This is a genomic window from Halomonas caseinilytica (genome assembly GCF_001662305.1).
Taxonomy (GTDB): domain Bacteria; phylum Pseudomonadota; class Gammaproteobacteria; order Pseudomonadales; family Halomonadaceae; genus Halomonas; species Halomonas caseinilytica.
Window position 1 is genome coordinate 20,753 of sequence record NZ_BDEP01000020.1, and the last position, 22,325, is coordinate 43,077.

18 protein-coding genes are annotated in these 22,325 nt (G+C 63.6%); 4 read left to right on the top strand and 14 right to left on the bottom strand.

The window, feature by feature from the left end; all coding sequences use genetic code 11:
* Entirely contained in the window at positions 1 to 1,758 is a 1,758-nt protein-coding gene (locus tag A9O65_RS14265) for a formate--tetrahydrofolate ligase (RefSeq protein ID WP_064702443.1), read from the bottom strand.
* A gap of 262 nt (positions 1,759 to 2,020) precedes the next feature.
* On the opposite strand from A9O65_RS14265, the gene A9O65_RS14270 reads away from it, so the two are divergent.
* Positions 2,021 to 2,626, top strand: coding sequence for a hypothetical protein (locus tag A9O65_RS14270; RefSeq protein ID WP_175473475.1), 606 nt, complete (start codon positions 2,021 to 2,023; stop codon positions 2,624 to 2,626).
* Here A9O65_RS14270 and A9O65_RS14275 read toward each other — a convergent pair.
* The 11 genes from A9O65_RS14275 to A9O65_RS14325 form a co-directional block, all read right to left on the bottom strand.
* Positions 2,610 to 4,415, bottom strand: coding sequence for a TRAP transporter permease (locus tag A9O65_RS14275; protein WP_064700593.1), 1,806 nt, complete (start codon positions 4,413 to 4,415; stop codon positions 2,610 to 2,612). The genes A9O65_RS14270 and A9O65_RS14275 overlap by 17 nt on opposite strands.
* Before the next feature lie 120 nt (positions 4,416 to 4,535).
* On the bottom strand, positions 4,536 to 5,486 hold the full coding sequence (locus tag A9O65_RS14280) for a TAXI family TRAP transporter solute-binding subunit (RefSeq protein ID WP_064700594.1): 951 nt from the start codon (positions 5,484 to 5,486) through the stop codon (positions 4,536 to 4,538).
* Between the two features lie 161 nt (positions 5,487 to 5,647).
* Positions 5,648 to 6,778: a Gfo/Idh/MocA family protein gene (locus A9O65_RS14285; protein WP_064702434.1), complete on the bottom strand. Its 1,131-nt coding sequence runs from the start codon at positions 6,776 to 6,778 to the stop codon at positions 5,648 to 5,650.
* Between the two features lie 71 nt (positions 6,779 to 6,849).
* The gene (locus tag A9O65_RS14290) at positions 6,850 to 8,352 is read right to left on the bottom strand and encodes a CoA-acylating methylmalonate-semialdehyde dehydrogenase (RefSeq protein WP_064702435.1); all 1,503 of its coding nucleotides are present in this window, start codon (positions 8,350 to 8,352) and stop codon (positions 6,850 to 6,852) included.
* A 23-nt stretch (positions 8,353 to 8,375) separates the two neighbouring features.
* On the bottom strand, positions 8,376 to 9,278 hold the full coding sequence (gene iolE / locus A9O65_RS14295) for a myo-inosose-2 dehydratase (protein WP_064702436.1): 903 nt from the start codon (positions 9,276 to 9,278) through the stop codon (positions 8,376 to 8,378).
* 90 nt (positions 9,279 to 9,368) lie between these two features.
* Positions 9,369 to 11,216 (bottom strand): 3D-(3,5/4)-trihydroxycyclohexane-1,2-dione acylhydrolase (decyclizing), encoded by a 1,848-nt coding sequence (iolD, locus tag A9O65_RS14300; protein WP_064702437.1) that lies wholly within the window; start codon positions 11,214 to 11,216, stop codon positions 9,369 to 9,371.
* Position 11,217: 1 nt separating this feature from the next.
* Complete coding sequence (locus A9O65_RS14305) at positions 11,218 to 13,164, bottom strand: bifunctional 5-dehydro-2-deoxygluconokinase/5-dehydro-2-deoxyphosphogluconate aldolase (protein WP_064702438.1); 1,947 nt, start codon at positions 13,162 to 13,164, stop codon at positions 11,218 to 11,220.
* A 98-nt stretch (positions 13,165 to 13,262) separates the two neighbouring features.
* Entirely contained in the window at positions 13,263 to 14,060 is a 798-nt protein-coding gene (locus A9O65_RS14310) for a TIM barrel protein (RefSeq protein WP_064700600.1), read from the bottom strand.
* Positions 14,061 to 14,074: 14 nt separating this feature from the next.
* The gene (locus A9O65_RS14315) at positions 14,075 to 14,923 is read right to left on the bottom strand and encodes an ATP-binding cassette domain-containing protein (RefSeq protein WP_064702439.1); all 849 of its coding nucleotides are present in this window, start codon (positions 14,921 to 14,923) and stop codon (positions 14,075 to 14,077) included.
* A gap of 1 nt (position 14,924) precedes the next feature.
* Positions 14,925 to 16,049 (bottom strand): ABC transporter permease, encoded by a 1,125-nt coding sequence (locus A9O65_RS14320; RefSeq protein ID WP_064700602.1) that lies wholly within the window; start codon positions 16,047 to 16,049, stop codon positions 14,925 to 14,927.
* Between the two features lie 52 nt (positions 16,050 to 16,101).
* A complete protein-coding gene (locus A9O65_RS14325; protein ID WP_064702440.1) occupies positions 16,102 to 17,040 on the bottom strand; it encodes a sugar ABC transporter substrate-binding protein in 939 nt (312 codons plus the stop codon).
* Between the two features lie 207 nt (positions 17,041 to 17,247).
* Here A9O65_RS14325 and A9O65_RS14330 point away from each other — a divergent pair, with 207 nt between their 5' ends.
* The 3 genes from A9O65_RS14330 to iolB are packed head-to-tail and all read left to right on the top strand — an operon-like array spanning position 17,248 to position 19,983.
* A complete protein-coding gene (locus A9O65_RS14330) occupies positions 17,248 to 18,111 on the top strand; it encodes a MurR/RpiR family transcriptional regulator (RefSeq protein WP_064702441.1) in 864 nt (287 codons plus the stop codon).
* Positions 18,112 to 18,155: 44 nt separating this feature from the next.
* Positions 18,156 to 19,151 carry an inositol 2-dehydrogenase gene (gene iolG, locus A9O65_RS14335; RefSeq protein ID WP_064700605.1) on the top strand — a complete coding sequence of 332 codons (996 nt, stop codon included), beginning with the start codon at positions 18,156 to 18,158 and terminating at the stop codon, positions 19,149 to 19,151.
* Between the two features lie 28 nt (positions 19,152 to 19,179).
* Entirely contained in the window at positions 19,180 to 19,983 is an 804-nt protein-coding gene (gene iolB / locus A9O65_RS14340; protein WP_064700606.1) for a 5-deoxy-glucuronate isomerase, read from the top strand.
* Positions 19,984 to 20,064: 81 nt separating this feature from the next.
* Here the strand turns inward: iolB and A9O65_RS14345 are convergent, their stop codons facing one another.
* Entirely contained in the window at positions 20,065 to 20,808 is a 744-nt protein-coding gene (locus tag A9O65_RS14345; protein WP_064702442.1) for a sulfite exporter TauE/SafE family protein, read from the bottom strand.
* Positions 20,809 to 20,883: 75 nt separating this feature from the next.
* Positions 20,884 to 21,906, bottom strand: a complete 1,023-nt coding sequence (gene gap / locus A9O65_RS14350; protein ID WP_064700608.1) for a type I glyceraldehyde-3-phosphate dehydrogenase — start codon at positions 21,904 to 21,906, stop codon at positions 20,884 to 20,886.
* Positions 21,907 to 22,325: the final 419 nt, after the last annotated feature.

Consider the following 22,325-nt stretch of genomic DNA (forward strand, 5'->3'; position numbering starts at 1 on the left):
TCAGGAAAGTCCCTCGATCTCGCCGTCCTCGTCCAATCGCATGTCGACGCTCGCCGGGTGGCGTGGCATGCCCGGCATGCGCATCATCGCCCCGCACACCACCACCACGAAGCCAGCCCCGGCGGCCAGCTCGACCTCGCGGATCGGCAGCACGTGCCCCACCACCATGCCTTGCGCCCCGGGGTCGGCGGTGAAGCTGTACTGAGTCTTGGCGATGCACACCGGCAAGTGGCCGTATCCCAACGCCTCGTACTCTTCGAGCTGACGCTGCGCCCGTTCCTCCAGATGAATATCCGCGGCACCGTAGAGCCGGGTCGCGATGGCCCTCACCTTGTCCACCAGGCCGGCGTCGTCGGCATAGGTCAGCGTCGGCTCAGGGGCCGGGGCATCGAGGAGGGCTGCCACTCGCTCGGCCAGCGCCTCGCTGCCGGCAGAGCCGTCCCGCCAGTGACTGCTCACCGCCATCTCCACGCCCAGCTGATCGCAGGCCTCGCGCAGCACGGCGTGTTCCTCGGCCGAATCCTGATCGAACTGATTGACCGCCACCATCAACGGTACGCCGAAACCACGCAGGTTCTCGACATGACGTGCCAGGTTGGCCGCGCCACGGCGCACCGCCTCAGGGTCGGGCTGGCCCAGCGCCTCCCGGGTCACGCCGCCGTGCATCTTGAGAGCGCGCAGGGTGGCGACGACCACCACCGCATCGGGCCTCAGGCCGGCCTGGCGACACTTGATGTTGAAGAACTTCTCGGCGCCCAGATCAGCGCCGAACCCGGCCTCGGTGACCACCACGTCGGCCAGGGCCAGCGCCGAACGGGTGGCCATCACCGAATTGCAGCCATGCGCAATGTTGGCGAAAGGGCCTCCGTGAACGAAGGCCGGTGTATGTTCGAGGGTCTGTACCAGGTTGGGGGCCAGCGCCTGCTTGAGCAGCGCTGCCATGGCGCCTTCAGCCTTGAGATCCCGAGCCATGACCGGCTCCCCGTCGCGGGTCCGCGCTACCACGATCTTGCCGAGGCGTCGCTGCAGATCGGCCAGATCCCGGGCCAGGCAGAGGATCGCCATGATCTCGGAGGCGGCGGTAATGTCGAAGCCGTCGCTGCGCGGCACGCCCTGGCCGCCGAGGCCGACGGTCAGATGGCGCAGCGCCCGGTCGTTCATGTCCATCGTCCGCTTCCAAGTGATGTGCTCGGGATCGAGGTTCAGCGCGTTGTCCCAGTGAAGGTGATTGTCGATCAGCGCGGCCAGCAGGTTATGAGCGGTGGTGATGGCGTGGAAGTCGCCGGTGAAGTGCAGGTTGATGTCCTCCATGGGAATCACCTGCGAGCGGCCGCCGCCGGCAGCGCCGCCCTTCATGCCGAAACAGGGGCCCAGCGAGGGCTCGCGCAGACAGATGGCGGCGCGATGGCCGAGCCGGCTCAGGCCATCGCCGAGCCCCACAGTGGTGGTGGTCTTGCCTTCCCCGGCGGGCGTCGGAGTAATGGCGGTGACCAGTACCAGCTTGCCCGGTGAACGATCGGCCAGTTCATCGGTGAAGGCGAGAGGCAACTTGGCCTTGTCGTGACCGAAAGGCAGAAGCTGGGAGGGTTCGATGCCAAGCCGCGCCGCCACCTCGGTGATGGGACGCGGCGTCACCGCCCGGGCGATGGTAATATCCGGCGAGCCGGGAGGTGGCCAGGTCGGACCGGGCGGCACCTCTAGCGACAGGGACTCCTGAGCCAAGGGCTCCTCGTTGCGCCACGGCATGTAATCGGTCATCTCGCCCCCTTGCGAGGCGCCACCCGGTGGCGCCGTCATCCTGAGCCCGAGCTTTCCATGCAGCGTGGAACGCCTCGACCGAACACAGCGTTCCCATTGCGACGCCAACGTTGCCGAAACGGACATGATCCTGCCCCGACGACATGACAGGCCGGCTGACCCAGCCATCCGCACTGATGATCCTCTGGAGTCGGGGATCGACCACGGCGAGTTATACTGGTAGTCATCAAGACGGCACCACGACACCGATAGCAAGAGTTCCATGATGCGATTCGCCACCCTCGGCCCCGACGACAGCAACCACGCCTTGATCCTGCGTCGCTACCTCGCGGAGCGCGGCCTGGAGCGCGCATCGATCACGCTGGTCGACGCCTTCCCCTCGGCCTTCGAGTCCCTGGTGGCCCGGCGGCTCGACTATGTGCTGCAGGTCACGGCCCACCCTGCTCACGCCGACTGCGTGGGCCGCTACATGCACCGCGCCTTTCCGGTCGACAGCTTCATCGCCGCCAGTCGACCGCTGGCCATCGTCGCGCGCCGGGATCGCCCCCGCCCGTGTTCGCTGGCATTACAGCCTGCGACTCGGCACTACACCGATCTTGCCGACTGGCCGGAACAGCGCGAGATGCCGACCATCGTGGCCGTGGCCGAGGCGGTGCTCGACGGCGAGGTGGATGCCGGCCTCATGGCCGAGGAAATGGTCGAGCGCCATGCCGACAGACTGCGCCTGATCAGGTCGCTGGGCGCCGCCCTGGACACCTGGGTGCTGTTCGGCCACCGCCCGCTCGACCGAGGCCCCATGCTATGGCCCGAGGCCCCGATCACCGAGCGTTTTCGAAACGCCTGCCAAGCGCCTAGCCCAGGAAGATGACCGCCAGGCCGGCAACCACCAGCACGAGGCGCCAGACGGGCGAACGTCGCGCGATCAGCCCATAGGAGATCGCCAGCAGCCCCACCCCGACCAGGCCGGTCTCGGCCAGCGCTCGCCAGGGCGTATCCGCCAGGTGAATGATGTCGGGCCTTGCGACCATCGCCAGCGGAATCAGGTACAGCCCGACCCCCAGCGACATCGCGCGCAGGGCGACCTTGATCCAGCTTTCGCCGGCCATGCCGGCAGCGATGAAGACCCCGCCACAGACCGGTGGCGTAATGGTCGAGAGCAGGGCATACCAGAACACGAACAGGTGGGCGAGCAAGGGCGGCAATCCCAACTCGGTCAATGCCGGCCCGGCCACCGACACGCAGATCACATAGGCGGCGGTGGTGGGCACCTCCATGCCCAGCACCAGGCATGCCAGGGCAGTGAGCAGCAGCGCCGGCCACAGGGCGCCTCCGGACAGCGAGAGGATTGCCGAGGTGACCTTGACGCCGAGCCCGGTCATCGCCAGCACTCCGATGACCAGCGACGCACAGATGATGATCGCACCGATGGTCGCCACCTGGCGCCCGGCGAGCACCATGGCCTCGGCCAGTCGCGTGAACAGGCCACGCCATGACGGCACCAGGCGTGAATCCAGCCACAGCAGCGCCGCCCCGACGAAGATCGCCAGGCTGGCGGCATACTGGGGCGTGTTGCCGGCATGGAAGATCCGCTCGAGCAGCACCGCAAAAGGCACGGCGAAGAACAGCCCCGTCATCCACACCTCGCGCAAGGCAGGCCGGTCCTCGTCCGCCACCGGGCGAAGGTCATGGCGCGTGGCATAGGCGTTGATGCCCATCCACACCGTGGCGAAATAGAGCAGCGCCGGCAGCATGGCGGCAGCCATGATGTCGGTATAGGGCGTGCCGGTGAGTTCCACCATCACGAAGGCGCCGGCCCCCATCAACGGCGGCATGATCTGCCCACCCGAGGACGCCACCGCCTCGACGGCGGCAGCCAGCGCCCGCGGATAGCCCAGGCGCGTCATGGATGGGATGGTGATCGCCCCGGTGGAGGCCACATTGGCCGACGCCGACCCCGAGATGGACCCCATCAATGCCGAGGACACCACCGAGACCTTGGCTCCGCCACCCGTCAAGCGGCCGGCAACCAGGCCCGCCAGGTTCATGAAGCCCTTGCCGGCCTCGCCGGCATTGAGGACCGCCCCGAAGATCACGAAGATCGCCACCACCCCGACGCTGACGCCGGTCAGCTTGCCCCAGAGGCCCCCCTCGGCAATGGTCAGCGAACCAACCAGGCTAGCCGCCGGTAGCCCCGGATGCCCGAACTCCCCTGGCACGTACTGGCCGAAGAAGGCATAGAGCAGGGCCACCGCCGCCACCAGCGGCAATGGCCAGCCGATGGCCCGACGCGCAGCCTCCAGGGCCAGTACAATCAGAAAGCCCCCGATAACCATCTGCAACGGCGTATCGATGAAACCGTACTGCCCGGACAGGGCCTGCTCGTTGACGGCTATCCAGACACAGGCCGCCACGCCGAGCAGGGTCAGCGCCCAACCGCTCCAGCGCTGCCAGGGCGTGCGCGCGGCGAACACCAGCACCCAGGGCAGGATCAACGCCATGTGCAGCGGACGACTCACCAGCGCCGGAGTCAGCCCATAGAAGATCAGGCCGAGGTGGAAGACAACCGAGAGCACGCCCAGCCCGACCCAGGGAAGACGGACACCGGGAATACCGGACGCTGCCGCCTCGGCGGCATGAGATGAAGAGGTGGAAGACATGAGGCGTTCACGACAAGGGATCAATGAGCAGGATGGAACGCGAAGTGCACGGGGCCGCGCCGGCATTCATGCAGCGTTCCCAGAAACGCTGCATGAACCGGGCTCGAGCAAGCACCACGCTCAGGGAACCTCGATACCGGCTTCCTCATAGTAACGCCGTGCACCGGGATGCAACTCACCCCGCATGTTGGCGAGCATCGAGGGCGACACGCTGCGCCACCAGGGCGAGCTCTCGGCCATGGCCTCGCGTCGTTCCCAGAACGTCTTCGTCAGGGTATAGGCGGTGTCGTCGTCCATGCCGGTGGTCGTGTAGGCGGCCACCGGCAGCGATGTCGTCATCACCGGTTCGTCGATGCCCGCGTAGGTGCCGGCCGGAATCTCCTGCGGCGTCGCGCCGGTCTCGGCGATCTGTTCTTCGGTCATCGACACCAGTCCCACCGGCATGCTGGCTGCGGTCTCGATCACATTGGGCGCGGGGAAGGAACCGGCCGTGGCGAAGGCGTCGATCTGGCCGTTCTTGAGCGCGTCCGGCGCACTGCCCACATCGGCATCGTCGACCTCGACCTCATCGGTGAGACCGAACAGCTCGAGATAGCGCGCAGCCTCACGGGCCCCGAAGGAACCCTGACCAATCAGCAAGTGCTTGCCCGCCAGCTCCTCCAAACGCAGGGTGTCCTGCTCCCCGGCCACCACCAAGTGCATGGTCAGCGAGGGGATCGGGAAGAGCCCACGGATCTCCTGGAAGCGCGGATGCCGACGCTCGGCAAAGGGCCCCTCACCGGCCACCGCCTTGGCCGCCAGCGGCGGCGGCGTGGTGAACACATAGTTGCCCTGGCGAGCCATCACCTCCATGACATTCTGGACCGATCCCTGGCTCTCCTCCAGGGTCAGGGTCATGGCACCATCGGTGCCGGCCTTGATGGCCTCGGACAGTTCCACACCCATCTGATAGTAGGCCGTGCCGGCGGAGGCAGACTTGTAGGTGATGCGCGTGTCGGCCGACGCCGTCAGGGAAGCGGCGCCCAGCCAGAGGGCGGCGAGCGCCGCGAGAAACCGCGGAAAGTGACGCATGAATGTCTCCAGCTACATGTCGGGTACCGGGCCAGTACCTCGTTGTTGGTCGCCCGTAGCCTACTACCGCCACGGGCGCTGGATAGCCCGCTCGCCAGCATATTCGACATGGCGCAAGGACGCCATGCGGCCGCTGCCCTCGAGTTGTGTCTGAAAAGTGCCTAGCCGGAAACGGATACCCAACTGCCCTCGAGATGTGAGCGCTCGATGGCCTCGATCAGGCGATTGACCCGTGCCGCTTCCCGAAAATTCGGGTAGAGGGGCCTGTCGCCCACGATGCCTTCCACCAGGTCGCGAATCTCGATGATCTTCTGGTCGTTGTAGCCCAGACCATGACCCGGAGCGGGACTGAAGGCCGCGTAATCCGGGTGCTCGGGACCGATCAGCAGTGTGCTGAAACCGCGACGTCCTTCGGGCCCCGCGTGTTTATAGAGCTGCAGCTCACTCATGCGCTCCTGGTCGAAGACGATCGAGCCCCTGGTACCGGTAAGGGTATAGGCCAACCCCATCTTGCGCCCGGTAGCCACCCGCGATGTTTCCATGTTGCCGATCAGGCCACCATCGAAGCGTAACAGCGCCTGGGCATGGTCATCGTTCTCGACCTTCGCCATACCACCGCCCCCGCCGGGCAACGCTCGCTGGGGGATCACCGTCTGCAGTTGGCCACATACCTCGCCGATGCGTTGACCGATGAGATATTCCGCCATGTTGAGGATATGTGAGCCCAGATCCCCCAGGGCACCAGCCCCGGCGGTGGCACGCCGGGTGTGCCAGTCATGGGGCTTGGCCGGATCGGCCAGGTAATCCTCGTTGTGGCGGCCCCGGAAGTGCACCAGTTCGCCGATCTCACCGCTCTGCACGATTTCTCGCGCCAGTTGAGTGGCCGAATTGCGAATATAGTTGAAGCCCACCAGTGTCTTCACATCGGCCGCCTCGGCGGCCTCGACCATCGCCTGGGCATCGACAACGGAAAGTGCCAGCGGCTTTTCGGCGTAGACATGCTTGCCCGCAGCGATGGCGGCCAAGGCCATCTCCTTGTGCAGAAAATTGGGTGCACAGATATCCACTACATCCACATCCGGATCCTGCACCAGCGCCGTCCAGTCGCCAGTGGAACGAGCGAACCCCAGTTCCCGCGCCTTGCGGGCAGCCTGTTCGTCATCGACCTCGGCAAGCAGGTCGCAGACCGGAAAGGCTGGCAGGGAAAAGACGGTAGGCGCCGCTTTCAGCGCAATAGCATGGGCTTTACCCATGAAGCCGGTGCCGATCAAGCCGAACTTGAGGTCTGCCATTCTGTCGTCCTCACATGACATGGCAACATCGGACGTCTCGGCCCGACAGCCTAGGGTTGGGTTGGCGTGCTTCAGAGCGTTGGCATTGTGAAGTGGTTGGTCTCCTCGCGAATGCCGCTCGGCCAGCGCTGGGTGATGGTCTTCATGCGCGTATAGAAACGAACGCCATCGGGGCCGTGCATGTGCAACGGGCCGAACAGCGAGCGCTTCCAGCCGCCGAAGCTGTGGAAAGCCATCGGCACCGGGATCGGCACGTTGACGCCGACCATGCCCACCTGAATCTGCTCGCAGTACTGGCGGGCAGCATCGCCATCGCGGGTGAAGATAGCAGTGCCATTGCCGAACTCATGATCGTTGATCATCGACACGGCCTCGTCGAAACTCGCCGCCCGGGCGATGGCCAACACCGGCCCGAAGATTTCCTCGCTATGGATGCGCATGCCAGGCTTGACGTGGTCGAACAGCGAGCCGCCCACGAAGAAGCCATCACCGCCCCCTTCGATCGCCGTCTCGCGGCCGTCGACCACCAGTTCGGCCCCCTCATCCACACCGGTCTGGATATAGCCCTTGACCTTTTCCAGGTGCTCGCGGGTGACCAGCGGGCCCATGTCGTTGTCCGGACCATCGACGAGACCCGGTCCGACACGCAGCTTGTCGAGCTCGGCGACCAGTTTGTCGCGCAGGCGCTCGGCGGTCTCCTCGCCCACCGGCACGGCCACCGAGATCGCCATACAACGCTCTCCGGCGGAGCCGTAGGCCGCTCCCATCAGCGCGCCGACGGCCTGATCCAGGTCGGCATCGGGCATGATCACCATGTGGTTCTTGGCACCACCCAGGGCCTGGACCCGCTTGCCATGTGCGGACGCCGTGGCGTAGATGGTTTCGGCGATCGGCGTCGAACCGACGAAGCTCACCGCCTGGACGCGCTCGTCGGTGAGCAGCACATCCACCGACTCCTTGTCACCATTGACCACGTTGAACACGCCGTCGGGCAGGCCGGCCTCGGTGAGCAACTCGGCCAGACGCATCGGCGTGGAAGGATCCTTCTCGGAGGGCTTCATCACGAAGGTGTTGCCGCAGGCCAGCGCGATGGGGAACATCCACATCGGCACCATGGCCGGGAAGTTGAACGGCGAGATGCCGGCACAGACGCCCAGCGGCTGCATCATGGAGTAGCTGTCCACCCCGGTGCCCACGTTCATGGAATGCTCGCCTTTCTGCAGGTGCGGGATGCCGCAGGCGAACTCCACCACTTCCAGGCCGCGGGTCACTTCGCCCTTGGCATCGGAGAACACCTTACCGTGCTCGCTGGCGATCAACCGCGCCAGCTCGTCGGCATGCTCCTCGACCAGCGTCTTGAAGCGGAACAGGATACGCGCACGCTTGAGCGGCGTGATCTTCGACCAGGTCGCAAAGGCCTCGTCGGCAACATGTACCGCCTCGCGCGTCTCGTCGGCCGAGGAGAGTGCCACCTGCAGGCGCTGCTCACCGGTCGCGGGATTGTAGACGGGCGCGGTACGGCCGCTCTGGCTGGCCACGGGCTGGCCGTTGATGTAGTTGCCCAAAATGCTCATGGGAATGTCCTCTCGATGATCAGTCATTCGGTAACGGTCAATCCGGCCTCGGCACAGAAGCGCTTGAGGTTATCGCAGCCCAGGCGGGCATAAGTCAGCGGGTGTGCCACGGCAGGGTCCTGTTCGGCCTCGACCACCACCCAGCCCTCGTAGCCGCTGTCGCGCAGCCCCTTGAAGAGGGTGATGTAGTCGATGAAGCCGTCGCCCGGCACGGTGAACATGCCGTTCAGCACGCCGTCCAGAAAACTGAGATCGCGATTGCGGGCATCTTCCAGCACCTCGCGGCGAATGTCCTTGCAATGCACATGGACGATGCGCTCGGCATGTTTCTGCTGGACGGCGATGGGATCTCCCCCGGCACCCACCAGATGGCCCGAGTCGAGCAACAGCCCGACCGAGGGGGCGGCCTCGGCCATCAGCCGATCGACTTCCGCTTCGGTCTCGACCACCGTGCCTAGATGGTGGTGATAGGCAATCTGCACGCCCTGTTCGAGACAGTAGTCGGCCACCTGGTTGAGGCGCGAAATGAAGGTCTGCCACTGCGCTTCGTTCATGCTCGGACTATGAGAAAGCGGCACATCGCGCCGACCATGCACGCAGTGGCTGACCTCGCAGAACACCATCGCCTTGGCGCCCAGCGACTTGAGCAGGTGCAGGTGCGGCTTGATGGCCTCAATCTCTTCCTCGGCGCTGCGGGTCAACAGCTCGCTGCTGTACCAGCCGGAGACCAGGGAGAGGTCGTGCCGTTGGAGGATCGGGCCCAGCACGTCGGGATCACGAGGAAACTTGTTGCCCAGTTCGAACCCGGAGAAGCCCGCCTCCCGGCCCTCGAACAGGCACGTTTCCAGAGGGGTATCGCCGCCCAGCGACGGCATATCGTCATTGGTCCAGGTCAGCGGATTGATCCCCAGGCGTACGATGGACATGTATGAACTCTCCTTCATTGGGCAGGCCACACAGCCTGTCCCCCTTTTCAAGTAAACGGAAAAGTCGACGAACCATCAGGTAGTCGGCTATCAGCGGTGCTGGCGTCGCTTGGCCTCTCGATAACTTGCATAGGCCTCGTTGACCTGCCCGCGCATCGAGACTTCGGGCACTGCCACCTCCCACCAGGCACCACCTTCGGCGGTGCTGGGCAGAGGATCGGTGTCCAGGGCAATGACGTAAGTGGTCTCGGCTTGACGGGCACGTACCAGAGCGCCTTCCAACGCCTGGATGTCGCGTACATTCTCGGCCTCGCACCCCAGCGCACGGGCATGGGCAGCGAAATCGGTCTTGGGCGCGCCACTCTCGATGGTCAGGCAGTCGTCGAGCAGGTTGTTGAAACCGGCGCCGCCGGTGCCCTGTTGAAGGCGGTTGATACAGCCAAAGCCACGATTGTCGAGCACTACTACGATCAACTTTTGGCCCAACATCACTGAGGTGGCGAGCTCCGAATTGTGCATCAGGTAAGAGCCGTCCCCCACCATCACGAACACCTCGCGATCGGGGTGAGCCATCTTGACCCCCAGACCGCCCGCGATCTCATAACCCATGCAGGAGTAGCCGTACTCAACGTGATAGCTGCCGGGGCCGGCACACCGCCACAGCTTGTGTAGTTCTCCCGGCAGACCGCCGGCGGCGCAGACGACAGTACCGTCATTACCGGCCTGCCGGTTCACAGCCCCAATCACCTGAGCATCAGTGGGCAACTCATGTCCCTCATCGGCAGTGACACGTGCCACCACCTCGGCCCATTCACGCTTGAGGTTATCGGCCCGCCCCCGCCAGGCGTCGGAGGGTCGCCAGTCGACCAAGCCGGAGCCCAGCGCTACCAGCCCATCGAAAGCATCGCCGGTCAACGGCAGGGCGTGATGTTTCTGGCTGTCGAAGCGTCCCGCGTTCAGGGCCACCAGGGTCAGGTCATCGCGTTCGAAGAGTGCCCGCGAGCCGGTGGTAAAGTCCTGCAGGCGGGTACCCACGGCCAGGATCAGGTCCGCCTCCCTGGCCAGGAGGTTGGCCGCCTCGCTCCCGGTGACGCCGATAGCCCCCACCGCACAGGGATGAATATCGGGCAAAGCGCCCTTGCCAGCCTGGGTCTCGGCCACCGGCACGCCATGCGTTCGGGCGAACTCACCAAGGCGTTCGCAGGCACCAGCGTAGTGCACACCTCCACCGGCGATGATCAGCGGTCGCTCGGCGCGGGCCAATGCGGCAATGGCCGCTTCCAACTCGCGGGGATCCGGCTGGGGACGACGAATACGGTGCACGCGCGGCGCAAAGAAGCTCTCGGGATAGTCGTAGGCGAAGGTCTGGACGTCCTGGGGCAACGCCAGGGTCGCTGGACCGCAGTGTTCCGGATCAAGCAGCGTGGCAATGGCCTGGGGCAAGCTGGTCAGCAGTTGCTCCGGACGGGTGATGCGATCGAAGTAGCGCGACACCGGACGGAAACAGTCGTTGACCGTGATGGTGGGATCACCGAAATGCTCCACCTGTTGCAGTACCGGGTCAGGATCACGGCTGGCGAACGTATCTCCCGGCAGCAGCAGGATCGGCAGTCGATTGGCATGGGCCAGGGCGGCGGCCGTGACCATGTTGGTAGCCCCGGGGCCAATGGAACTGGTAGCCGCCATCATGCGGCGTCGACCATTAGCCTTGGCGAAAGCGATAGCGGCATGCGCCATGGTCTGTTCGTTGTGGGCACGATACGTGGGAAGTGCCTCGCGGGCCTGATAGAGCGCCTCCCCCAGGCCGGCCACGTTGCCGTGACCGAAGATCCCGAACACTCCCTCGAACAATGCCATCTCACGGCCTTCGCATTCGATGCGCTGGACCGCCAGGTACTTGACCAGGGCCTGGGCCATGGTGAGTCGAACGGCGTTCATATCAGACTTCCTCCACTCTGGACGTGACGCTGTGCAGACGCTGCCATTCCTCGATCAATTCGGCGTAGTTGCTGGCAACCCGGTCGATCAGCCGGGCGTCGTCGATGGTGCCGGCCAGCCATTCGCGGCTGGGGCCGGCAAACAGGGTTCGCCCCACGGTGAAGCCCTTGCATCGGTCGTTACGGGCGGCGGCCGCGAAACCACGCTTCATGTCGTCCATCGAGGCATCCAGGCCCAGCAACACCACACCACGGCAATAGGGATCCTTGTCGTCGATAGCCCGGCTGACCGCGTCCCAGGCGGTATCGGACATGGCCGGCAACTTCCACCAATCGGGGCGGATTCCCAGGTTGTAGAGCCGCTGCAGGCTACGCGGCAGAGTGGTGTCGTCCACTGCCATGCCGGCCGGCGGGATCACCTCGATCAGCAGCTCCAGTCCATTGGCGCAGGCCGCCTGATAGAGCTGACGCAACCGAGTTTCCTGTTCCAGACGCAACGACATCGGGTCATCCGGGTGGTAGAACACCAGGCACTTGATGATGTGCTCGCGAGGCCAATGCCGCAGGCGGCTGCCCAGGTCGTCGCCATGCTGGAAACGTAGCGGTCGGGAACTCGGCAATTCCACCGGACGGCCGATCCACCAGCCCCTGCCAGTGGCGTCGTTGAGGGCGTCCTGGCCGAAGACGTCATCGACCAGGATCGCCGGCTTGTCGAGCCTGGTACGCCGCGCGCCCTCCTCGGCGGCCCGCACCAGCAGCTGCTTGAGCACCGGGATGCGTGTCGGGTCGGCCTTGACGTCGCGGGCCATGTCAGTGAGCTGGCGGCGATGATCGAAGGCCAGGCCACAGACCTGGGGCCAATCGACGAGCGTGCGGGTAGTGACCCGATGCAGGTGGTTGAGGCGTTCGTCCTGGTCGGGCCGAGGCACCGCGTCGCGACGGCCCAGGTAGTCGAACAACTCCTCCTCGGTGGGCATGGCCGGGGCACAGCCATGGCGCGAGACCACCAGGGCGCCGCAGGCGTTGGCGTAGGAGGCGCTGGTCTCCCAGCTTGCTCCCCTCAACCAGCCCCTGAGCAATCCGCTCATGAAGGCATCACCGGCACCCAACACATTGAGCACCTCGACCTCGACGCCCTCCACCAGGATGCCGTCTTCGATACGCTCAGGGATCTCACCCTCGAAGACCACGCAACCCAGGGCGCCGAGCTTGCACACCAAGGTTGCCTCGCTGAGTTCACGCACAGCACGCAGTGAAGCCAGGGTATCGGTGCTCCCGCCGGCGATATGAAATTCTTCCTCGGTGCCAACGATCAGGTCAAAGTCGGAAAGCCAGGCCTGAAGATCGGTGGTCACCTTGTCGTCGGCGATAAAGCGCGTTTCACCATCGCCGGGGGTGGTCAGGCCCCACAGTACCGGCCGGTAGTCGATATCCAGCACCCGCTTGACGCCATGATCAGAGGCGGCGTCGAGCGCCTTGCGGCAGGCCCTGGCAGGGGTCTCGGCAGACAGGTGGGTGCCGGTGATGACCAGCGCCTTGGCACGGGCGATGAAGGCCGGGTCGATGGCCTCATGATCGATGGCCATATCGGCACAATCACGACGGTAGAACAGCAGCGGAAAGCTGTCGCGATCCTTGAGCGCCAACAACACCAGGCCGGTATGGCGCTCAGGGTCGGTCTGCAGGGCGCTGGTATCAACCCCCACGCGCTCGAGTTCCTCGCGCACGAAGTTACCCATCTGCTCATTGCCGACTCGAGACAGCATGGCCGATTCGAGGCCCAGGCGAGCGGTTCCATAGGCCATGTTGCCGGAGCTGCCACCGAGGTACTTGGCAAAGCTCGAGACATCTTCCAGACGGCTACCAACCTGCTCCGAATAAAGATCGACGGCGACGCGGCCAAGGCAAATCAGATCCAGCGGTCTGTTGTCGGGTTTCATCTCTTGCATAGCGTTTCTCCGCATCGCTTGTCGTATCACGCCCCGACGATGGCCGAGCAGCCCGTCCAGCCACTGCCCGGACGTCACGACGCTATCCAGTCAGGGAATTAAAGGGTGAAAGCATCCCGGAAACAGCGCAGGGCCAGCTCATCGTCACCGGAGGCCCAACCCTCCAGGCCGACCGTGCCTCGATAGCCGATCTCTTTCAGCGCGCGGGCAATGGCTGGATAGTGAATCTCACCGCTACCGGGCTCACAGCGTCCCGGAACATCGGCAACCTGAACCTCGCCAATATAGGGGGCACAGCAACGCACCAGCTCGATCAGGTTTCCTTCACCGATCTGGGCGTGATAGAGATCGAGCATGATCCGTATCTCCGGGCGACCGACACTCTCCACCAATGCCAGCACGTCTTCGGCACGGGCAAAGGGCACTCCAGGGTGATCAACCGTGGTATTGAGGTTTTCCAGCACGAACGTCACGCCATGTTGCTGGCCGAGATCCGCCAGGCGATGCAGTGTATCCGCCGCTCTTATCCACATGGGCCCGGTCATCTCGGCCCCCGGCTGAACCGGCAAGCCCTGACCGTCGAGACCAGTGCCGTGCAAATTGAGGCGAGGGCCCCCCAGTCGCTTGGCCACGGCGATCGACTCCCGGGCCGTCGCCACCAGCCGGTCGGCACCTTCCTGGTCCGCCAGGGTGCCCTCGAGATAGCCGGTCATGGAGGAGAACGTCGCGCCGGTAGCTGCCAGCGCCTTGATGTCGTGACGACTCCAGTCCCAGATCTCCACCTGGAAGCCCAGAGCATCGATCCGGGCGATCCTTTCGGTGATCGGCAGGTCGCGAAACAGCATCTCGGCGCAGGCAGCCAGGGTGAAAAGGGGCGCGTCGTGACATGAGTTCATGGCTGTTGCGCCCTTCACTGGCCGGCAGCAAGAGGAGGCCGGACACCGGATGTGTCGGCGGCGCGCTCGGTGTCACTGCGCTGAAACTCGGCCAGCTCAGCATCCAGACTCTCCAGTTCGGCACCGCCGGCCATCATGTTGAGCACTTCCTCTCGGCTGATATCTTCCTTCCGGAAGGTGCCGAGACTGCCGCCACGCTTGAGCAGGGTGAAGGCGTCCGCTACCGGATAGGCGTGATGAACGTTGTGGGTAATGAAGATCACCGCCAGGCCATCTGCCCGCGCCTTGGCGATGTAGCGCAACACGACCGATGCCTGCTTGACCCCAAGCGCCGAGGTCGGCTCGTCGAGAATCAACACTTTGGCCCCGAAATAGACCGCTCGAGCGATCGCCACGCACTGTCGCTCACCGCCGGAGAGCGTGCCTACCGGCTGGCTGGGATCTCGCACATCGATACCGATCTTGCCCATTTCCTGCTTGGCGATACGGTCGGCCAGCTTCCAGTCGATACGCTTGAATGGTCCCCAGCCCACGGTGGGCTCGCGACCCATGAAGAAGTTACGAGTGATCGACATCAGCGGGATCATCGCCAGGTCCTGAAAGACGGTGGCAATGCCGGCATCCAGAGCATAGGCTGGCGACTTGAAGCGAGCTGGCGTGCCATCCAGCCGTATCTCGCCATGGGTCGGCTGATGGACTCCCGACAGCGTCTTGATCAGGGTCGACTTGCCGGCACCATTGTCGCCCAGCAGGCACATGACTTCACCGGAATGAACTTGTACCGAGATATCGCTCAGGGCGATGACACTGCCGAAGTGCTTGCTGACGTTGCACATCTCGATCATGGGCGTACGTTCGCTCATCTCACTTGGCCTCCATCGCCTTCTTACGCATGAAATTGTTGAAGAGCACGGCCACCAGCAGCATCACGCCGAGAAAAACCTGGAACCAGTCGGTATTGACGCCGGTATAGAAAATGCCCATCTGCACCAGGCCGAAGATCAGAGCACCGAGCGCGGCACCGATGGCCGAGCCATAACCGCCGGTGAGCAACGCACCGCCGATGACAACAGCGATGATCGCTTCCAGCTCCTTGAGCAGGCCACGAATGGTGTCCGCCGAACCGGTATCCATCACTTGGAGGCAAGCAAAGATCGTCGCGGACAAGGCCGTGAACATGAACAACGAGATCTTGACGCGGTGGACCGGCACGCCGGAGTTGCGCGCTGCATTGGCGTCCCCCCCGCTAGCGAATATCCAGTTGCCGTAAGGGGTGCAGAGCAACACCCAGGTCGCCAAGGCGGTAAGGGCCAGCCACCAGACGATGGAAACCGGGACACCGGTCACTACCGGGTTGCCGGCAAAGTTGGTGGCGATCCAGCCCTGCGAGGCCATCCAGGCAAAGAGCCCTGTCGCGACCTCCCCCGAGAAGAGGGCCGCAAACCAGTCACCCGGAATATGGTCGTGGATCCCACCGATCTGGGTACGGCCAGTCAGCAGGCGGCTGATACCGATCGCCAGGCCCCGCAGGATGAACAGGAACCCCAGGGTCACGATGAACGAAGGCAGCCCCGTCTTGTTGACCAGGTTGCCATTTATCCAGCCCACCAGAGCCGCGCAGGAGAAAGCCAGTATGATGGCCGCCCACAGGGGCCAGCCGTATTCCACGGCAGGGATGGCGATGAGAATGCCGGCCAGACCGATCATCGAACCAATGGAAAGATCGAACTCACCACCGATCATCAGCAGGGCAGCAGCGGTGGCAATGATCCCCAATTGAGCCGCCACTTCGAGGAAATTGACGATACCCGCCGGCGTGAACATACCAGTGCCACTGGCAGCCACGATAAAGAACGCGAGCACCAGAACAGTACCGGCCAGGGCGCCCAGCTCAGGACGGCTCAACGCCCTCTTCCAGAACGAAACCTTCTGGAGACGCTCGTCTTGCGACTCCACCGCATCGGTTTGAGGGGATGCATTGGACTTCATGATGGTCGACTCCCGGAGCCCGTCAGACGGGCCCTTGCATGCATGATGATGTTCAGCGGATGCCCTGCTCGCTCAGCTCGAGGACCTGAGCGGCGTTGTCCGGAGTGACGAAGCCGGGACCGGTAGGAACGTCGCCGGCCGGCAGCAAGCCATTCCTGGCGAACTGATCAAGGAACATCACCGGCAAGTAGCCCTGCAGGTATTGTTGCTGGTCGATGGCAAAATCCAGTTCATCTGCCTCGAGAGCCTCGAGGATGCCGGGAGAGAGATCGAAGGTGCCAAGGGTGAACATGTCGGTGGCGCCTTGCTCTCGCATGGCCTGGAGCATGGGTTCGGCAGCCACTGCCCCCAGCGTCAGGATGCCGCGCACATCACTGTTCTCGTTGAGATAGGCAACGATGGCATTGCGGATCGACGTCGGATCATAGGTAGTGGCCAACTGCTCGGCACTGCCATCAAACCCCTCGAGAAAGCCGTCGCAACGCTGGTCGAGGCCCTGGTTACCCTGCTCATGGTTGACACAGATCGCCTTCTCGACGCCCATCTCCTGCATGCGCTCAGCGGCCTGTTTGCCTGCCTCATACTCGCTCTGGCCGACATGCAGACGACTCCCATACTTCTGCGCGACATCGCCTCCAGAGTTGATGGTGATCACTGGAATGCCGTTGTCGGAGGCCTCTTGGACGATGCTTCCCAATGCATCTTCATCAGTGAAAGAGACAATCAGGCCATCCGGGTCGGAGGCCACAGCCGCCTCGACCAGTTGCTGCATCTTGGCCATGTCGAAGGTCGACGGGGCGCGATACTCCAATTCTGCTCCTACCGTGTCAGCAGCCGCTTCGGCACCGTTCTTGACTACGGACCAGAAGGGGTCGGAGGGAACGCCATGGGTCACCATGACGAAGCGGTTCTCTTCTTGTGCCTGTACTGTTCCGGCCATGAGCGCCACCGCGGTGGTCGAGGCCAGCAGCCAATGTGATAGACGTGCCATGGATGAAATTCCTCTCTCGATTATCGTTGTGTGGAAGCAACATTCAGCGCAATGACGTGATGGAATATAGGTTCCATTTCCAAAAACAACAAAACAAAATATTCCATACTTTGGTATTAATAGAATATATGTTCCATTTAACCTAGACTGCCCCGAGATGAACGCACCGGAAGTCAACGTCCTTGCGGCGAAGACGAGGATCCCCACATGAATCAGACACCCCAGGATTTCGAGGAGCTGGAAACCCGCATCACGGCAGACTACCCGGCCCTGAGCCGCCGTTTGCAACAGACTGCACGCTTCCTGCTCGACCACCCCCGGGAGGTGGCCTTCGCTACCGTTGCTCAGCTCGCCAAGCAGGCCGATGTGACACCCTCGACCCTGATCCGCTTCGCCAACAGTTTCGGGTTCACTGGCTTCTCCGAGATGCAACGGCTGTTTCGCTCGCGACTGGTGGACGAGTTGCCCAACTACAACGAGCGTATCCACGCTGTGCGATCCGCCACCGGCGAGACCCCGGACAGCACCCAGTTGCTCTGGGAGTTTGCCGATGCCAATCGAGAGGTGCTGGAACAACTGCCGAGTCGCATTGATCCGCGCCACTTGGAGCGCGCCTTGGACATCTTTGAGCAAGCCAGCGCCATCCACGTGATGGGGGCGCGACGCAGCTTCGTGGTGGCCAGTTACATGACTTATGCGCTGCATCACATCGACAAGCGCACCTTCCTGGTCAATGGCCTGGGGGGAATGTATGACGAACAACTCAAGGCTATTGGCGATAACGATGCCTTGCTGGTGGTGAGCTTCTCGCCCTATGCCCAGGAAACACGTGAACTGGCAGACGAGGCCTGCAAGCGCGGAGTCCCACTGGTGGTGATCACCGACTCCAATCTCAGCCCCCTGGCCCGCATCGCCGACGTTTCGCTGGTGGTGCACGAAGCGGAGGTCAAGAGTTTCCGCGGCCTGACCGCTTCGCTGTGCCTGACCCAGACCCTGGCTATCTCACTGGGCATGCGCCAGGACAAGGCCAGGGATCACCCCTTGTCTGACAGCGATGCGGGGCAAGTGTGATCGGACAGTACACGACCATTCACCGATAACGAGAGGACACCGCCATGAGACTCGCCCTGATCGGCGCCGGGCGTATCGGCAAGGTTCATGCCCGGACCATCGACGAGCATCCCGAGGCCACCCTGGCCGCCGTGGCTGACTTCCATGCTCCGACTGCCGAGGCCCTGGCCGCCGAATACGGCGCCCGGGCACTCGATGCCGATACCATCTTCGAAGATGACGAGATCGATGCCGTACTGATCGCCTCGAGCACACCGACCCATGCCGACTATCTGGAACGCGCCGCTCGCGCCGGCAAAGCCGTGCTCTGCGAGAAGCCCATCGCTCTCGACCTGGCCCGCACCGTCGAGGCACTCCGGGTGCTGGAGTCGCATCCGGTGACCTGCGCTCTGGGGTTCAATCGCCGTCATGACCCGCAATTCGCCGCCCTGAAGCGTGCCGTGATGGAAGGTCGGATCGGTAATCTCGAGACACTCACCATCATCAGCCGCGATCCGGCACCGCCACCCACCGAATACATCGGCGCCTCTGGCGGCATATTCCGTGACATGACAATCCATGACTTCGACATGGCCCGCTGGCTGCTGAATGAACCCATCGCCGAGGTTCACGCCGAAGGAAGTTGTCTGATCGACCCCGGCATCGGCGCAGTCGGCGACGTGGATACCGCCATGGTCACCTTGATCACCAACAGCGGCCGGCTCTGCCATATCAGCAATTCACGACGCGCCAGCTACGGCTACGACCAGCGTATCGAGGCCTTCGGTAGCGCCGGCATGCTCCAGGCGCAGAACGAGAGCGACACCCGACTGCGCTTCACCGGCGAGCCCGGCCAGGTAGAAGACAAGCCCAAGTGGTTCTTTCTGGAACGCTATGCCGAGGCCTATCGCCACGAGATCGACGACTTCATCGATGCCTGGAGACAACAACGCGCACCGTTGGCCGGCGCCAACGATGGTCTCCAGGCACTGCGCCTGGCCGAAGCAGCCGAACGCTCGCGCCACGAAGGCCGCCGCATCACGCTTGACGAGATCGGCTGAGACCCACGACAACTCGAGGAGAGTCACGATGACTTCGCTACTGGTTCGCCCGAACGAGCCCGATACTCAGGGCAAGGTTCTGGAGGTCACGCCAGCATCCGCCGGCTGGGATCATGTCGGCTTTCGCGTGCACAAGCTGACCCAAGGACAGCAGATCGAAGGCAACACCGGCAACCGCGAACACTGTCTGGTGCTGCTCTCCGGCCGGGCCTCCGTGACCAGCGGTGAACACCGCTGGGAGGATATCGGTGAACGCATGGATATCTTCGAGAAGGTACCGCCTTACGCCGTCTATCTTCCCGATGGCGTGGAGTTCAGCGTGGACGCCACCACCGACATGGAATTGGCGGTGTGCAGCGCTCCCGGGCACGGCAACCATGAACCACGGTTAATTGCCCCCCACCAGATCAAGCAAAGCACCCGTGGTGGCGGCACCAACACCCGACACATCCAGGACATCCTGCCCGAGACCGAGCCGGCCGACAGCCTCCTGGTGGTGGAGGTCTACACCCCGGCGGGCAACTGGTCCAGCTACCCGCCCCACAAGCATGATGTGGACAACCTGCCGGAAGAGTCGATTCTCGAGGAAACCTATTACCACCGTCTCAATCCTTCCCAGGGTTTCGCTTTCCAGCGCGTCTATACCGACGACCGCTCGCTGGACGAAACCATGGCGGTGGAAAACGGCTGCTGCGTGATGGTGCCTCGTGGCTATCACCCAGTGGGCGCACCACATGGTTACGAGCTCTATTACCTCAATGTGATGGCCGGCCCCAAGCGACAGTGGAAGTTCCAGAACGACCCGGCTCACGAATGGATCGTCAGGCAGTAGGCTCTCTCGCGTCCTGTCCAGACGTCTCTTCCCCCGCTCCGGCGGGGTTTTTTTGCCCGCGCCAACGCGACGTCACCACTCCTACGAGAGCGCCTTGACGATCAATTGCACGCCGACGATGGCCATGGCCAGGATCACCAGCCGATAGAACAGCCGCTCGTTGGCCCGATGCTGTAACCAGAGACCACTGCGCACGCCAAACCAGGCCACCGGCACCAGCGCCAGCGAGGCCCAGGCGCTGGTCAGGTTGATCTCGCCGAGCCACAGGTACGGCGGCAGCTTCATCAGGTTGACCGCGGCGAACGACACAGTGCAGGTGGCAATGAAGGCGCGCTTGGAAAGCCGACGTGGCACCAGGTAGAGGTTCATCGGCGGCGCCCCGGCATGGGCGAGAAAGCTGGTCAGTCCCACGCCCATGCCCGCCGGCCAGGCCCAGAGCGCGTGGATGGGGCGCGATGCCCCCGGCTTGACGATCATGTAGGCCACGAACAGCAGCGACACCACGCCCAGCAACAGCCGAACATGGTTTTCGTCGAGCGAGCCGATCAAGAGCGTGCCGGCCACGACCCCCAGGGCCATGCCGGGCACGAGACGGCGCACCTCGCGCGCATCGTGTTCTCCCCACCAGGCCTTGACCGCGAACAGGTCCATGACCAGCAGCAACGGCAGCAACAGGCCGGCTGCCTCGATGGGACCGATGGCCAAGGCCATCAAGGGCACCGAGAGCGTCCCGAAGCCGCCTGCAAAGCCGCCCTTGGACACCCCTGTCAGGTAGGTGGAGACAATGATCAGCGTCCAGGCCAGCCAGCCGTAATCGGGCAGCATGCATGCCTTCCTTGCACAAGACGACGCCGGGGCGGCAACCGCCCCGGCGTCGGGTCGTTCGAGCGGGAACGAGCGTCAGGCGACGTTACGCTCGCCGTTGCTCGCGGCGTGCATGGCCAGGGCGGTATCGAGCATGCGATTGGAGAAGCCCCACTCGTTGTCGTACCAGGCCATCACCTTCACCAGACGCCCGTTGACCCGGGTATGGTTGGCGTCGAATGTAGACGAATTAGCATCGTGATTGAAGTCGATGGACACCAGCGGCTGGGCGTTGACGCGCATGACCGGCGATGCCGCCGCAGCTTCTTCGACGGCTGCATTGATTTCCTCGATGCTGGTTTCCCGCGAGGCGGTGAAGGTCAGGTCGACCAGGGAAACGTTGATCACCGGCACGCGCACCGCCAGGCCATCGAGACGCCCATTGAGCTCCGGCAGCACCAGGCCCACGGCTGCTGCCGCACCGGTCTTGGTCGGAATCATCGAGTGGGTAGCGCTACGGGCGCGATAGGGATCCTTGTGATAGACATCGGACAGGTTCTGGTCATTGGTGTAGGCATGCACCGTGGTCATCAGACCGGTTTCGATGCCGACACGGTCGTGCAGCGCCTGAGCGACCGGAGCCAGGCAGTTGGTGGTGCAGGACGCATTGGAGACCACCTTGTGTTCCGAGGTCAGGACGTCCTCGTTGACGCCGTACACGATGGTCGCATCGGCATCCGGGCTGGGCGCTGACACCAGCACGCGCTTGGCGCCGGCGGTGATGTGCTGGGCGGCGGCTTCACGCTTGGTGAACAGGCCGGTGCATTCCATGACCAGATCGACGCCGAGATCCCCCCAGGGCAACTTCGACGGATCGCGCTCGGAGAGGATCTCGATGCGCTGGCCATCGACGCTGAGGCTCGACTCGTCGTGCCCCACCTCGAAGGGGAAGTGACCATGGACCGTATCGTGGCGCAGGAGGTGCGCGTTGAGGGCGGGATCTCCCAGGTCATTGATGGCCACGACGCGTACGCGGTCGCGATACCCCCCTTCATACAGCGCACGCAGGACATTGCGGCCGATTCGACCAAAGCCGTTGATGGCGATCTTGAGTGTCATGGTGTCGTCCTCGCGATTCGGTACCGTACTCATGGATATGGCTGAGCCGATGGGCGGAAAGGCACCGGGGCGATCCGAGATGCCCGGACCGGACAGGCCGACGGCTCATGTTTCCCTCCAATGTGAATCACGCGAGCGCCAGACACAAGCCATTTTTAGTAACTTTACAACAAAATATGGTGCCACTTGTCATCGCACCCCACGCAACCTGCGGTAAGAAAAGCACAAATCCGGACAACTCAGCGCCAGCGTCGTATTCCTAGACCTTAGTCGAAAGACAAGCTCTTAGTAAAAAAACCACACATGAGCTATGGTGACAGGATTCTGCACCACCGAATGGCCGACACCTTTCACACGGCCCACAGGAGACTCCGGCATGCCCCATTCCGCCCTACCCGCTCGCCGCACCAAGATCGTCG

What these genes read in the sequence shown, in the direction of transcription:
- A9O65_RS14290 (WP_064702435.1), bottom strand. Translation starts at nt 8,352, where the DNA reads ATGAGCATTTTGGGCAACTACATCAACGGCCAGCCCGTGGCCAGCCAG.
- A9O65_RS14320 (WP_064700602.1), bottom strand. Translation starts at nt 16,049, where the DNA reads ATGAAGTCCAATGCATCCCCTCAAACCGATGCGGTGGAGTCGCAAGAC.
- A9O65_RS14265 (WP_064702443.1), bottom strand. Translation starts at nt 1,758, where the DNA reads ATGACCGATTACATGCCGTGGCGCAACGAGGAGCCCTTGGCTCAGGAG.
- A9O65_RS14345 (WP_064702442.1), bottom strand. Translation starts at nt 20,808, where the DNA reads ATGCTGCCCGATTACGGCTGGCTGGCCTGGACGCTGATCATTGTCTCC.
- gap (WP_064700608.1), bottom strand. Translation starts at nt 21,906, where the DNA reads ATGACACTCAAGATCGCCATCAACGGCTTTGGTCGAATCGGCCGCAAT.
- A9O65_RS14305 (WP_064702438.1), bottom strand. Translation starts at nt 13,164, where the DNA reads ATGCAAGAGATGAAACCCGACAACAGACCGCTGGATCTGATTTGCCTT.
- A9O65_RS14315 (WP_064702439.1), bottom strand. Translation starts at nt 14,923, where the DNA reads ATGAGCGAACGTACGCCCATGATCGAGATGTGCAACGTCAGCAAGCAC.
- A9O65_RS14280 (WP_064700594.1), bottom strand. Translation starts at nt 5,486, where the DNA reads ATGCGTCACTTTCCGCGGTTTCTCGCGGCGCTCGCCGCCCTCTGGCTG.
- iolG (WP_064700605.1), top strand. Translation starts at nt 18,156, where the DNA reads ATGAGACTCGCCCTGATCGGCGCCGGGCGTATCGGCAAGGTTCATGCC.
- iolB (WP_064700606.1), top strand. Translation starts at nt 19,180, where the DNA reads ATGACTTCGCTACTGGTTCGCCCGAACGAGCCCGATACTCAGGGCAAG.
- iolD (WP_064702437.1), bottom strand. Translation starts at nt 11,216, where the DNA reads ATGAACGCCGTTCGACTCACCATGGCCCAGGCCCTGGTCAAGTACCTG.
- iolE (WP_064702436.1), bottom strand. Translation starts at nt 9,278, where the DNA reads ATGTCCATCGTACGCCTGGGGATCAATCCGCTGACCTGGACCAATGAC.
- A9O65_RS14270 (WP_175473475.1), top strand. Translation starts at nt 2,021, where the DNA reads ATGATGCGATTCGCCACCCTCGGCCCCGACGACAGCAACCACGCCTTG.
- A9O65_RS14310 (WP_064700600.1), bottom strand. Translation starts at nt 14,060, where the DNA reads ATGAACTCATGTCACGACGCGCCCCTTTTCACCCTGGCTGCCTGCGCC.
- A9O65_RS14275 (WP_064700593.1), bottom strand. Translation starts at nt 4,415, where the DNA reads ATGTCTTCCACCTCTTCATCTCATGCCGCCGAGGCGGCAGCGTCCGGT.
- A9O65_RS14330 (WP_064702441.1), top strand. Translation starts at nt 17,248, where the DNA reads ATGAATCAGACACCCCAGGATTTCGAGGAGCTGGAAACCCGCATCACG.
- A9O65_RS14325 (WP_064702440.1), bottom strand. Translation starts at nt 17,040, where the DNA reads ATGGCACGTCTATCACATTGGCTGCTGGCCTCGACCACCGCGGTGGCG.
- A9O65_RS14285 (WP_064702434.1), bottom strand. Translation starts at nt 6,778, where the DNA reads ATGGCAGACCTCAAGTTCGGCTTGATCGGCACCGGCTTCATGGGTAAA.